The organism is Selenomonas ruminantium subsp. ruminantium ATCC 12561 (genome assembly GCF_000424065.1).
In the GTDB taxonomy this organism is placed as follows: Bacteria; Bacillota; Negativicutes; order Selenomonadales; family Selenomonadaceae; genus Selenomonas_A; species Selenomonas_A ruminantium.
On sequence record NZ_KE384128.1, the window covers coordinates 14194 to 27734 of the forward strand.

Sequence of the window (13541 nt, forward strand, 5' to 3'; positions counted from 1 at the left end):
GCTAAAGCAAAGGCCGAAGCCGAAGCCAAGAAAAAAGCTGCTGCTGAGGCTAAAGCAAAGGCCGAAGCCGAGGCTAAGAAAAAAGCTGCCGCTGAGGCTAAGGCTCGCAAACAGGCTGAAGCCAAACGCAAAGCTCATGAAAAGCAGCTCCGTCAGGAGATATCCACTATGGATAACCTGGACGCTATTTTGGACTTTGCCTATGAAGCCAAAGATTCAGAACCAAAAGATGCAATCTTTGCATATCAGGAAGCGATTGCCCGTTATGCGGATGACGATTATACACCATTCCTCGTTATTGAACTGGGTAATCTGTACAAAGCACAAGCCAACTATAGCGGCGCTATCGCCACCTATAAGAAGGCGCTTGATATGCCGATAATCGCCCAAAACGATGCCATGTGTCAGGAATTCACCAAAAATATCCATTACCTTGGCACCGTTCAGGATATACTCGCCAAACATGCTGCGCTTTCTACGCCTTTCCCGCAGATTCCGGGAGATATTATGCAGGAAATTGAAAAGGAATTTCAAGCTCATAGTGACAGCGCAAAATAATTGGAGGAATTTTAATGAAGAAAAGTGTAGAAATCCTGGGCCTTCCCATTATCAGCATCACGGAAGGCCGTGAGCTGGGTGTCAGCAAAACCCTGCTCATCGATGCTAAAAACGGTACGGTAGCAGCCATCACCATTGAAGATGCCGACTGGTATCTGGGTGTGAAACTCATTCCGTACGAATCGGTCATTGCTATCGGTGACGATGCAGTAACCATTACCAACAGCGAAAACATCCTTACTCTCGACGATGCTGGTGATTACAAAGATCTGTTGATTACGAACATCCGCATCCTTGACACCAAGGCTATAACCAAATCCGGTACGATTCAAGGTAAAGTCACCGAACTCTACATCGGTGACGACGGCAAAATTGAAAAATGCGAAATCACAGCACCCGATGGCACAACTTCCGACATTGCTACTGACCAGATTTCCATCTTTGGTAAGCAGGTAACGGTTATTGACCCCACCGGGGAAAAAAAAAATGATGTGATGTCCCGAGTTTCTAAAGCCCCGGAAGCAGCTCCAAGCCCCAAGGCAGCGCCAGCAGCTCTGGAAGTACCGGCTGCTCCAGCCGCTCCGGTTGCTCCGGCAGTTCCAGAAGCTCCGAAAGCTGAAGAAATGCCAAAAGTCGAAGAAGCACCGAAGGCTGAAGAAACTCCGAAAGCCGCAGAGGCTCCGAAAGCTCCCGAAGTTACCCCTGCTCCTGCAGAGAAAGCAGAAAAGGCAGAGGAAGCACCGAAGGCTGACGCTCCAAAAGAAGACGAAAAAACGGACCCCAAGAAAGAAGCTCCAAAGGCTGAGCCTAAGAAAGATGCACCGAAAGCTGACGCCGCAAAACAGGCTGCTGCTGACAAAGCATCCGAGGAACGTCATCGTCGATTTCTCCTGGGTAAAAAAGCCGCTCGCGACATTAAGATGGATAACGGCATCGTTATCGTAGAAGCTGGCCAGGACATCACCGAAGAAGTTCTGCAGAAGGCAAAACTGGCTAACAAGTTCATCGAACTTTCCATGAACGTACAGTAATAAAAAAAGAGATTCGATATGTCAAAACGCATACCGAATCTCTTTTTTATTACCATGATTTATCATCCTGTGGCAAATTCTCCAATGCATATTCACAGCATTGCTTTACGAGATTATTGACCGAAACATTCTTTTCCCTTGCGACCCGTTCCAACTGGTCTAAGAGTTCCTGCGGAAACCGGAAGGTCTTATTCACCATATCCTGACTTTGCTTTACCACAAACACGCTATCCCTCCTTCCTAACTCTGTCGATACCGTTTTGCCAACCGATAAAATGTTGCCCGCGATATTTTAAGTTCATTACTGGCCTCCAATGCACGGATTTCCTTGGCCTGATAGCGGCCAAAAATACGTTTCCAGCCCTTGGGATAACCAATCGCCGGACGCCCAAACTGACGTCCGGCATTTTTGGCTGCCTGTATCCCTTCCTGCTGACGTATACGGTGCAATGCCTGCAAACTATCTTGTCTCTGTTGTAGCACAAGCAATATTTCCTTCAACGTCTGAAAAACTACCGCCGCAGATACTTCATCCAAATCCTGCAAAGTTATCGGCAGATCCAAAATCCGCAGCCGGATATGCTCTGCCTGCAAAGAATCCAACTCTGCACCAATCGCCGCCGCACTATCGCCCAATGCAGACCAATGTACCACGACAAGCGTATCTCCTTCCCGCATAAACCGCCGCAGAATTTGATACTGCCCTCGCTCCGCCATGTCCTCTAAGATGATATCCATGGCAGCATAAGCACATAACGCATCCGCATCTGCATCAGACTCCGCATATCCATATACCTTTGCCGCCATAAATATCACCTCCCGCACCAAAAATGGTTATCCTGCGTCTATAAGTAAATCAAACCGGCTCAAAAAACGTATCCGGTCTATTGGCATCAAACAATTCATTAGCCCACATAACCGTCACTAAATTTTCAGTTTCGGACAAATTGATAATATTATGCGTATATCCCGGCAGCATATGAATCGCCTGTATCCTATCGCCGCTGACTTCGAACTCGATAACTTCATCCGTACCGATTTTTCGTTCCTGTATCAAGCCATGACCGGCAACCACAATAAAGAACTCCCACTTGCTGTTATGCCAATGCTGTCCTTTGGTTATTCCCGGCTTGCTGATATTCACCGAAAACTGACCATGCTCAGCGGTCTTCAGCAGCTCCGTAAAGCTGCCGCGGTCATCGCAGTTCATCTTTAAATCAAAAGCGACTTTCTCCTTCGGCAAATAGGACAGATACATACTATATAGTTTCTTGGCAAAGCTGCCTTCTGGAATTGCCGGCATGATAAGATTCTGCGGCTGGTCATGGAAGGTATGCAGAAGTTCCACAATCTGCCCTAACGTAGCCTTATGCGTAACCGGGGCATAGCAATAACGACCAGTTTCAGTTGGTTTCGCCGTCAAGCCATCATATGTAATGCCCTCAATCACTTCTCCTGTTTTGGGATACTCACAGCGCACAGCCTTGCCTTCGAGCAAGTCATACATAACTTCCAACAGGTCATCAATGAACAACATTTCCAATTCTACGGACGGATCATTTACCGTTATCGGCAAATCATGGGCAATATTATGGCAAAAGGTTCCTAATGCAGAATTATAGTTGGGACGTACCCATTTACCAACCAAATTAGGAAAACGATACACATAAACAGGCGCACCTGTTTCCTCACCATACCGGAAAAACAGTTCCTCCCCGTCCCGCTTGCTCAGGCCATACTCCGACGTTCCAAAACGGCCAGCCAGCGTTGCCTGCAAAGACGAACTCAACATCACTGGGCATTTGTTATTGTGTTTTTTCAACGTATCGAGCAGGACACTGGCAAAACCAAAATTCCCTGCCTTAAATTCTTTCGGGTCTTTGGGGCGGTTTACCCCTGCAAGGTTAAAGACGAAATCACAGTCAGCACAAAACTGCTCCAAATCCTCTACCGTGTTATGACGGTCATATTCATAAATCGCCTGAATGGATATATTGGGCCGCGTTCTATTCTTTCCAGCCTGAATATTTTTCAAGTTCTCTACAAGATTGCGGCCGACAAAGCCCGCCGCACCTGTTACCAGTATCTTCATACTTCTTTTCTCCAAACCATCTTATTAACCACACCAACATAGGATTGAATAAGCTTTACGACCTTATCCGACACATTGATGTCCGTATAGTCCGGCACCGGTATGGCACCGCCATTTTTCTCATCCTTTACCATCTCTACAGCGGTATCTACAGCCTGCAGCAATCCCTTTTCATCAATTCCGGACAGGATAAAGCAGGCCTTGTCCAAAGCCTCAGGCCGCTCGGTCGAGGTGCGGATGCAGACTGCCGGAATCGGCTGCCCGATTGAAGTAAAAAAACTGCTTTCCTCCGGCAGTGTGCCGGAATCCGAAACAACCGCAAACGCATTCATCTGCAGACAGTTGTAATCATGGAAGCCCAGCGGTTCATGCTGAATTACACGCGAATCCAGCGTAAATCCGGAAGCCTCCAGCCTCTTCTTGGAACGCGGATGGCAGGAATAAAGAATCGGCATGTCGTATTTTTCGGCCATGCGGTTAATCGCCGTAAAGAGACTCGTAAAATTCTTTTCTGTATCAATATTCTCTTCGCGGTGAGCAGACAGGAGAATGTATTTGCCCTTCTCCAAGCCAAGGCGGGCATGCACATCCGATGCCTTGATTGCTTCCAGATTATTGGTCAGCACCTCAGCCATAGGCGAACCGGTTACATAAGTGCGTTCCTTCGGCAGGCCGCAGTCCGCCAGATAACGGCGGGCATGCTCCGAATACGCCATATTCACATCGCTGATGATATCGACAATGCGACGATTCGTCTCTTCCGGCAGGCATTCATCCTTGCAGCGGTTGCCGGCCTCCATATGAAAAATGGGGATATGCAGACGCTTGGCACCAATAACAGATAGGCAGGAATTCGTATCGCCCAGTACCAGAACCGCCTCCGGCTGCAGTTCTGCCATAGCTTTGTAGGAAGAGGCGATAATATTGCCCATCGTTTCGCCCAAATCACTGCCCACAGCATTCAAATACAATTCCGGATCTGCCAGGCCTAAATCCTTAAAAAATACCCCATTCAGGTTATAGTCGTAATTCTGTCCTGTATGTACCAGTAACGTATCAAAATACTTGCGGCACTTCTTGATTACAGCAGCCAGGCGGATGATTTCCGGACGCGTGCCTACAACAATCATCAGCTTGATTTTGCCATTATTTTGCCATTTTTCTTCCATGATGCCCTCCATTACGCTTCCACAGCATGTGGACGCCCTTCCAATTCTTCCTTCACATAGTCCGTAGTCATAATCTTTTGCACAACACCATCCACATCCAGTCGATTGGTATTATGAGAAGTATATGCTTCATCACCTTCCGTGAGGACATCCCCCTGCACATAGAACTTGTCATAATTGAGCCCACGTGCATCCGGGCTGATACGGAAATAATCGCCCATATCCGTAGAACGCAGGCGTTCCTCGCGGGTCATCAAGGTTTCATAAAGCTTTTCACCATGGCGTGAGCCGATGATTTTCTTCTCCGTCTGGCCAAAGACCTTCATTACACCATCTGCAAGGTCGCCAATCGTGCTGGCATCTGCCTTCTGAATGAATAAATCGCCCGGCTCAGCATGCATGAACGCAAAAGCTACCAAATCCACCGCTTCATCCAGATTCATCAGAAAACGGGTCATATTCGGGTCGGTGATGGTAATCGGCGCCTTACGCTTAATCTGGTCAATGAACAACGGAATGACCGAACCACGGCTGCACATAACATTGCCATAGCGCGTGCAGCAAAGGACCGTACCGCTGCGGTCAAACGCAGCCTGCGCCCGGGCGCCGACGACCTTCTCCCCTAACATCTTCGTACCGCCCATCGTATTGATGGGGTATGCCGCCTTATCTGTAGACAGGAAAACAACCTTCTTTACCGCATTTTCCACGGCTGCCGTAATCACATTATCCGTGCCGATAATATTCGTCTTTACTGCTTCCATAGGGAAGAACTCACAGGACGGAACTTCTTTCAACGCTGCAGCATGAAACACATAATCCGCCCCATACAAACAATCTCGCACAGATGAAATATTCCGGACATCCCCAACATAGAACTTAACCTTGGAAGCATACTCAGGATACCTTGCCTGCAAAGTATGACGCATCGTATCCTGCTTCTTTTCGTCACGGCTGAGGATACGAATCTCTCCCAGCTCGGAACTAATAAAATGCTTCAGCACTGTGGAACCAAAAGAACCAGTACCGCCGGTGATAACCAAAGTCTTATCTTTAAATGATTCACCAATATTCATATAATGTATATCCTCCTTTAAATATCCATTTTATATGTATATTTTTATAAAAATCATGTTGCTATATCCTTAGAAATAAATATATTTCTGAATTTGACTTCCTCTTTCGTAATTTTCAAGTTATCATTTAGAAAAGTACGTTATTTTAACGTATAGCCGAAAATGATATTTTTGATACATGACTGCCAATTTATTATGTAATATGTACAATCATCAAGATAGAATTTTTTAAATAATTCCACATATATTATATATATCAAAGACAAGTAAACTGATGGACTAGAACTTCTGGTAAAATTTAAGATCGACTAGACTTAGTGAACGCACAATCATTACATTAAAATTCTATTAAAACACATTAATTCATAAAAATTTCTTTATTAACTTGTTTTTCAACGAAATTATCGTCCCACACTTTCTCTCAATTTTTTCTCTAATTGTTCCCTCCCCATATTTTTTTAAAATCATCATAATCCCATCACGATTATATGTATTCCAAAACTCTTCTCTATTTTTTTTGTTTAAATATATAGGTTCTTTTAATTGCGGTTGTAAGTAATGATTAATATCTATTTCTACAACATCGGCCTCTCCTCTTATTTCATCAAAAAGCATCTTTCCTTTTCTCGTATTTATAATAGCAATAGATATCCCCTTATCATCATCTAATTCAGGATGTTTTTCTTCAATCCCCCAGCAATCTCCTATTGTTACATCCGACACTCGATTAACATTAGTAAATTTACATGAAAAACATGATTTTCTTATTGCACCATGATTAAAGAATATTCTTCCATATTTATCACTCATATAGTTCTTATTATCAAACTCAATTTTTTCTACAAAGCTATGCCATCCATATTTTTTATCACGGAACACAATGCGACGAGGACTACTGCCATATTCATTCGATATTGCCCTAACATATTCTCTCCATATCTTAGGGCTTGGCACACCATGACAGACTATATCTACTAACACAAGATTATCTCTATAAACTTTTTTTAATTTCGAAACAAACTTAATAAGCCCTTCTACCTGACATGGAGTCCCCGAAAAAAGTACGCATCGATTTTTTAACAAATCATCTTTCACTTGCTTATACACATCTAATAAATGACTTTGAACATATTTTGAACCACACATCAAATCTCGTTCTATATATGTTTCCGCTCGACTATGTACAGCTCGAAAATCCGAATCTAAAATACAACCATACACAACGCCATCTTTTTTTATAATTTGTGTCGATAAAAGCGAAAACACCCCACCAGATTGACTTTTCATTCTGACCTCATCATTTTTAGCCTTAACTGCATATGTGTATTGAACATCACTATCTGACTTCATACTCTCTATTCCAGATAAATAAAAACATGTTTTTTCACACAAATGACATTTCACACATTTATCTCTATCAACCTTAGGATATAAAAAACCCTCTTTATCTTCTTCCAGAGATATCGCTTTTGAGGGGCATACACTAACACAAGCACTACAACCACAACATTTTTCTTGAACATTAGCAATATCCAATATCAATCACCTCTTTCTTATGCAATATTGCAAAATTCCATTAAAAAACATACTTTTATACCTACAACTAAAAGGCATCAATATACAATAAACAGACCATAAATAAAACATTATCTACAACACCTATTATTCTACTCGTTTACCAAGTGTTAATATCTTAGTAATTTCCCCTATAACGAATTGGCGTCGCACATAAATCGTCAACAACATTATAAAAAGAATAACATATCGAGCAATGCATTTCTCATATGTAAAATAGAATATCCCTGATAAAAACATAAATACAAATACTATCTTTATTATAGTAGATAAACTATAAATTCTTGTCCTACCCATCTTTTCTCTAACCACTCGTAGCATAAACACATAATGACCAGCTGCATAAATGATATAACACAAAAGAGTTGTGTAACCTGCTACTATATAGCCAAAAACTGGAATCAACCAATAATTCAATCCTAAATTTATTACAGCGCCTAGAACTGTAGCTATTGAGATAAACTTTGTCTTTTCAAAATAAAACTCAAATGTAGCAAAAAAACTATATAAAAACGTAAAATAAGCTCCCATTGCTACAGGTGCAACCACCCAAATAGCATCATAATATTCTCGCGGCGCAAAAAATGCAATCAATTCTGGAGCAAAAGCAATTAGAATTATATTCAATCCTGCAATCAACACAAAAGAAGTATAGGCAACCGGAGCAATATCCATTACCCTACCCAAATTTATCTTGCGATACAACCATGGCTCTAAGGTTTGTAACAGCGAACTATTAAACAAAGACATCACCAATGCAACAGAGCACCCCAAACTATATATTCCCGCCTCAGCATTACCTACCATTTGTTGAATCATAATTCTATCAGAACTTGAAAGCAACAACATTGATAAATAATGTGGGATTAATGGAATATTAAACGCTAATGCATAACGCCAATAATAAGCAGAGAAGAACACCTTACCATGGCAAATCTGTTTAAAAAACAAACCTGTATACAAAAAAAGATACACAACCAATACACTAAGAATTCTTGCAAATACCTTATCATCAAAATCAAGCACAAGTAATACACCAAGCGCTGGTGTCAATACCGACATAAGCAGTGAAATAACAACAACTTTGCGATAAAGAAACTCTACCCGCTGTGTCATAGACCAAAATCCCCATACCGCACTAAGCCATATCAGCAGTAACATTGAAAGCATTTGTATGGTAGTAAACCCAAATAATTGATTCCAAAATCCCTCTAATAAAAGGTATATAATTGTCCATATGCAGCAAAGCACCAAGCACAAACCTTGTAATGCGGAAACAAATGCAGCTCTTTCTTTAGCAAACTTTACTACTCCTTGTGCCAAAACGCCTGCATTGATATTTAATGTCACAAATACGCTAATGATACCTTGCCACGAATTGAATACGTTATATTGTCCATATTCATCTGGTGTCATAATACGCGTAAAAACAGGTGTCGTTATAGTACCAATTCCTTTTTGCAAAGCAGTACAAACCACAAACCATATAGATGCTTTTACAGGAATAGGTAACCGCTCATATTGTTGCCATATTTTTTTAATCATGAACAGCTGCCTTTATTGACGCCTTTAAACATGACAAAGATTTATTTCTTAACACTTCCATTTTTTCCAGAACATTCTGCCATTTAATCTCTCTATCATCTGGTAAACAATCTCCATTAAATATTCGATTCTGCAAGCCAAAAACATTCAACAAATTATTAATACGTTCTCCTGTATTCGGTGGAATTTCAACAAAGAATTTCTTCTGAAAAATCAAAGAAAAAGCAGTAGCATGAAAGGATCCACTTACCACATATTCTGCACCAGCCAACAATGATAAAAAATCATCAGGTCCTAATGATAATCGACTATCAGAAACGTTATCATTAATATTCTTAAATGATATGTCATATGCACAATGAATGAGTTTTAACTTTTTCCTATTGGCCAATTCTTGTGCAACCCTTATAGTATATTTCCCCGGCATATAAACAAAAACATATCCAGTTTCTTTTATATTTGACATAACATTACGCCAACAATCTTCTGTTTGTAAGAATACTGGGTCCAATACAACATCAGCTTGACGACCACAAAGTTGTTCAACAAGCTCAGCCCCTGCACGTTCCCTAACGGAAATATGTCCCATACCTTCAATATTTTTACAATAAAATTCATAAAACTCTTTGGGTATTTCTTTAACGCCAAAACTTGCAGCATAAGAAAGACGTTTTTTTCTATTTGAAATAAAGCCTAAAAAATAGGCATCATCACAACCTGTTAATTTATAATTCCACACTTGGTCACTACCAGTAATTATTACATCATAATCATCTTCCACTCTTCGCAGGTCTTGATAACTATATTTACAACTTTTAGATATATATTTCTTTATAAAATTATCGTAATTACGTTTTCTTTGATAATAATAAGGAAACAAGATTAAGGACTTTATGAATTTAAAATACGTTTCAGTCTTAACCAATCTATACTCTCTAGATATTATTTTACAATCATAATCCAATACATCAGAATCATACCCCAAGTCTTTTATTGTCTTTTGTAAGGCAAAGCATTGTAAAACAGCTCCGTAGTTAAGTGCCCTATGAAATGTCAATGTAGCTATCTTCATTATTGTACTCCTATCTCCTGTATAGCTCGTATAATTTCAACATTCTATTTCAACCAATTTCTAATCAATGACAGTAAATGCGGACTATGGAAAAATAATCTAAACTTAAAGACATCTTTATTCGGCAAAAGCCCTCCATTAATAACATCTATATAGTATTTACAATATAATTCATATAGATTATCCAAAATATCCTTTTTCTGCTTATTTTTCGACGCTTCTATATAAAAACTATAGCAAAATCTTAGATATATTGTTTTCAAAACCAAACTGGCATTTTGCCAATTATCCATTTTTTCTATATCATTTAACCATTCTTCAAATTCGTTAAATATACACATTTTACTTATTTTAAACGAAGACAAGGTGTTTCCTGGTCTATCTATACGATAATGATGATATATACTATTAACATGCACAATCTTATTTGCTTTCATGAACAATAATCTGTCAAATTTAACTTCTTCACACAGTTGCCCTTCTGTAAAACGACATTCTCCAATAAAATCACGTTTCCATAATTTATTCCAAACCTCAAAACGGAGTTCAACCTGTGTAAACAATGCCGTAATAATATCCAGCGATTTAAATATTTTTACTTCATTATTAATTTGCACATCTTTAATTTCTTTAAAAGGTGATATATTATTTGACAAACATGAACTTATATCTGCATTATATTTATATATTAACTCATAAAGTTTCTCATACATATCAGGCTCTATCCAGTCATCACTATCTATGAACCCAATATATTCACCATGTGAAGCATCTATTCCCTTATTCCGTGCAGATGCTTGTCCTTTATTTTCTTGATGAATAACACTTACATTTTTATATTTATTTTTAAAATAATCACATATTTTCGCACTAGAATCTGTAGAGCCATCATTAATTAGTATTATTTCTATATTCGGATATGTTTGTGCTAGAATAGAATCGACACATTGTCTCAAATATTTTTCCACATTATAAACCGGAACAATAACACTAATTAATGGTTTTATTCTTCCCATTATATATTTTCCTTCCTAAATCCACCATAAAAACTATAATTATCATACACGTAATATCAGATATCATGTATACCTGCCCTTTTACATCCAATATCGGATACAAAACCATCATAAACCGCCCTAAAAAAGATGCTATATCATTTTCACTCTTTGCCATTTCAAAAAAAACATACTCATATACCGCAAATAACATTATAGTAAAAAAATATCCGCCTATCCAAATATCATTTATGAAACCAATATCTGAAGAAAAAAACATATTTTCTCCGCCAAAAACACGCTTTCCTGTCCCCAAAATACGATCTTCTATATTAGCCGGCAACAAATAATTACCTAAGTCTGTTACGTATGAAAAATATCCCGTACTAGTATCTCCTTGCGTCATATCTATTATTTCATTTATCCCCTCATTTATCCATTTCATCGTCAAATTATCTTCAAATTCCAGCATGCAATAATAAGCTATAAGAGCCAGTGCGCCACCTCCAAATGAAATTATAACCATCTTCTCTACCAAAGACCTTTTGGCAAATATAATATAGACCATCAATCCAATAAAGAATGCTACTATTGTTGTTCTCGCATTTATAACTCCTGATAATAAAATAAACAAAAAAAACATAACACTTGCTATATTTTTTTTACGAACCCAGAGTATATATATCCATGATATAACACCTTGAACAACTGCTGATGAAAAAGTCAAGGAATCTGCAAACCCAAACATTCTTTTATCAGATAACTTTTCAAATATATCGCCATATGTTTCCACCATAATCCCCACAAAAAACATCTGAATCGATTCATTAAAAAAAGATAAATATACCATTATAGCTTCAATTGCAGAACATATAATTACTATTTTATATATATAATTTTCCTTGAAGCACGAAAGATACGATGATAAAATTATTGCAAAAGGAAGCAAATCAACACATACATATAAATAGAACGAGACAATCGTAAGCTTTTCACCATTAGCAACAGCAATCAAGAATACATATATAGGTAACAACGAAAACAAAACCAGCACTCTTTTTACAGTTTTATTTTTGAGCACATATTTATAATACCGCCAATTTATTATAATCCAAAATATCGAACCAATTCCTATTATATGTTTTACATTAATCGGCAATATCGGCGGACTGTATATCATAAAAAAAGTCAACAATATAAACCAAATTGTTTTCAACTGTTTTAAGGTAATACACATATTTTTATCCTTTTTCGAGTTCATCCAATAAATGTGAAATATTTATAATAAATTTCTTCTTTAAGTCTTTTATCATACTCCGACTATCATAAAATGAATCCATATCAATACTCTTTATACAATTTGCTATATCTTCCGGAGTCTGTTTTTTGTAAAAATATAATATATCAGCCACATCAGAATTTCTAATAGCAGGTATATCAACCGCCACCACTCTCAATCCATTTGCTAAATAAGACAATATTTTACTAGGGAAAGATGTTTCCGTAAAGCTAGCATTAGGATCTTGTGTGCACATCCCAATATCACACGATTGTAAGAACTTATTATATTCTATACCAGTCTTTTTACCCAAAAGCTTCACCTTCGCGCCCCCCCTAGTATTTACATTCTCAATCAATTTATTAAGAACATCAAAATTCTCAGGTCTATCCGTCCCTAATATCGAAACACGATACTGTTTAGGTAGTAGCGCCGCCATTTTAATGGTTTCTATACATCCTTTCCTAATATCTAAAGTCCCCGCATATACAATATGTATAAAATCACGATTTTTATCACCACGCATGCATATACCATCATGTATATCATATGTTCCATGAATCACAACATAGGGTTTCCTATTGATATTACAAATTGATTCTAATTCATAAGAAGGAAAAATTAATGCATCTGCTAAATTTATTATATTAAATTCAGCACTTCTATATTTATCATTTTCTAATACATCTGAATAAATTTCTTCCACTTCTAAAATTAATTTGAATCCAATAATTTTTTTTAAAACAGGAATTATTTTATAATACGCTAAAGAATGATACACTACAACCGTATCTTCTTTTTTTATATTCATTAATAAATACATAACAAAGCGTATATAGAATTGAATAGAATCCATAAATCTAACAATTATATTTTTGCGACCGTATGATTTAAATAATTTCAAATAAACATTATTCCCCAACTCCACATAGTGACTCTTCCCAAGCTGGTCATTGTGCACCATACTAATTGAAATAATTTCTATTTTTTTTTTTATTCTTTGAAACGAATCTATAATACTATCAATTTTCGCAGCGCCCGAAAGCGGGTAATATCTATTCTCATTTATAACCTCCGGATTATTATAACTGCATATATAATAGATTTTTTGCACAATAAATCTCCCCCCTACATTTATCAGATACATCT

The 13541-nt window shown here is 38.2% G+C and carries 13 protein-coding genes; 2 read left to right on the forward strand and 11 right to left on the reverse strand.

Annotated features, from left to right (window positions below):
• Together G598_RS20150 and G598_RS0116115 are read left to right on the forward strand one after the other, a co-directional pair.
• The coding region (locus tag G598_RS20150) for a hypothetical protein (protein WP_051180454.1) at nt 1-558 on the forward strand (558 nt) is incomplete at its 5' end.
• A 14-nt stretch (nt 559-572) separates the two neighbouring features.
• A complete protein-coding gene (locus G598_RS0116115; protein WP_026767786.1) occupies nt 573-1589 on the forward strand; it encodes a PRC-barrel domain-containing protein in 1017 nt (338 codons plus the stop codon).
• A 49-nt stretch (nt 1590-1638) separates the two neighbouring features.
• On the opposite strand, the gene G598_RS19595 is transcribed toward G598_RS0116115, so the two are convergent.
• From G598_RS19595 to G598_RS0116170, 11 genes are all read right to left on the reverse strand, one after another.
• Nucleotides 1639-1815, reverse strand: a complete 177-nt coding sequence (locus G598_RS19595) for an Arc family DNA-binding protein (protein WP_071837997.1) — start codon at nt 1813-1815, stop codon at nt 1639-1641.
• Nucleotides 1816-1829: 14 nt separating this feature from the next.
• Nucleotides 1830-2396 carry a recombinase family protein gene (locus G598_RS0116125; RefSeq protein ID WP_026767787.1) on the reverse strand — a complete coding sequence of 189 codons (567 nt, stop codon included), beginning with the start codon at nt 2394-2396 and terminating at the stop codon, nt 1830-1832.
• A 49-nt stretch (nt 2397-2445) separates the two neighbouring features.
• A complete protein-coding gene (locus tag G598_RS0116130) occupies nt 2446-3681 on the reverse strand; it encodes a polysaccharide biosynthesis C-terminal domain-containing protein (RefSeq protein WP_026767788.1) in 1236 nt (411 codons plus the stop codon).
• The gene (gene wecB, locus G598_RS0116135; RefSeq protein ID WP_102012113.1) at nt 3678-4850 is read right to left on the reverse strand and encodes a non-hydrolyzing UDP-N-acetylglucosamine 2-epimerase; all 1173 of its coding nucleotides are present in this window, start codon (nt 4848-4850) and stop codon (nt 3678-3680) included. Before wecB ends, G598_RS0116130 begins: the two co-directional genes overlap by 4 nt.
• Nucleotides 4851-4861: 11 nt before the next feature.
• Nucleotides 4862-5926 carry a polysaccharide biosynthesis protein gene (locus G598_RS0116140; RefSeq protein WP_037364854.1) on the reverse strand — a complete coding sequence of 355 codons (1065 nt, stop codon included), beginning with the start codon at nt 5924-5926 and terminating at the stop codon, nt 4862-4864.
• Between the two features lie 363 nt (nt 5927-6289).
• Nucleotides 6290-7462, reverse strand: a complete 1173-nt coding sequence (locus tag G598_RS0116145; RefSeq protein ID WP_169534999.1) for a Coenzyme F420 hydrogenase/dehydrogenase, beta subunit C-terminal domain — start codon at nt 7460-7462, stop codon at nt 6290-6292.
• A gap of 126 nt (nt 7463-7588) precedes the next feature.
• Entirely contained in the window at nt 7589-9046 is a 1458-nt protein-coding gene (locus G598_RS0116150) for a lipopolysaccharide biosynthesis protein (protein ID WP_026767792.1), read from the reverse strand.
• Nucleotides 9039-10118 (reverse strand): polysaccharide pyruvyl transferase family protein, encoded by a 1080-nt coding sequence (locus tag G598_RS0116155; protein ID WP_026767793.1) that lies wholly within the window; start codon nt 10116-10118, stop codon nt 9039-9041. Before G598_RS0116155 ends, G598_RS0116150 begins: the two co-directional genes overlap by 8 nt.
• Nucleotides 10119-10162: 44 nt before the next feature.
• Entirely contained in the window at nt 10163-11134 is a 972-nt protein-coding gene (locus G598_RS18325) for a glycosyltransferase family 2 protein (protein ID WP_051180457.1), read from the reverse strand.
• Nucleotides 11109-12194: a hypothetical protein gene (locus G598_RS0116165; protein WP_157833384.1), complete on the reverse strand. Its 1086-nt coding sequence runs from the start codon at nt 12192-12194 to the stop codon at nt 11109-11111. The genes G598_RS18325 and G598_RS0116165 overlap by 26 nt, the downstream gene beginning before the upstream one ends.
• A gap of 160 nt (nt 12195-12354) precedes the next feature.
• Complete coding sequence (locus G598_RS0116170; protein ID WP_157833385.1) at nt 12355-13506, reverse strand: glycosyltransferase; 1152 nt, start codon at nt 13504-13506, stop codon at nt 12355-12357.
• Nucleotides 13507-13541 lie beyond the last annotated feature (35 nt).

Coding starts and splice junctions, on each gene's coding strand:
- G598_RS0116115 (WP_026767786.1), top strand. CDS start 573: ATGAAGAAAAGTGTAGAAATCCTGGGCCTTCCCATTATCAGCATCACG.
- G598_RS0116125 (WP_026767787.1), bottom strand. CDS start 2,396: ATGGCGGCAAAGGTATATGGATATGCGGAGTCTGATGCAGATGCGGAT.
- G598_RS0116130 (WP_026767788.1), bottom strand. CDS start 3,681: ATGAAGATACTGGTAACAGGTGCGGCGGGCTTTGTCGGCCGCAATCTT.
- wecB (WP_102012113.1), bottom strand. CDS start 4,850: ATGGAAGAAAAATGGCAAAATAATGGCAAAATCAAGCTGATGATTGTT.
- G598_RS0116140 (WP_037364854.1), bottom strand. CDS start 5,926: ATGAATATTGGTGAATCATTTAAAGATAAGACTTTGGTTATCACCGGC.
- G598_RS0116150 (WP_026767792.1), bottom strand. CDS start 9,046: ATGATTAAAAAAATATGGCAACAATATGAGCGGTTACCTATTCCTGTA.
- G598_RS0116155 (WP_026767793.1), bottom strand. CDS start 10,118: ATGAAGATAGCTACATTGACATTTCATAGGGCACTTAACTACGGAGCT.
- G598_RS18325 (WP_051180457.1), bottom strand. CDS start 11,134: ATGGGAAGAATAAAACCATTAATTAGTGTTATTGTTCCGGTTTATAAT.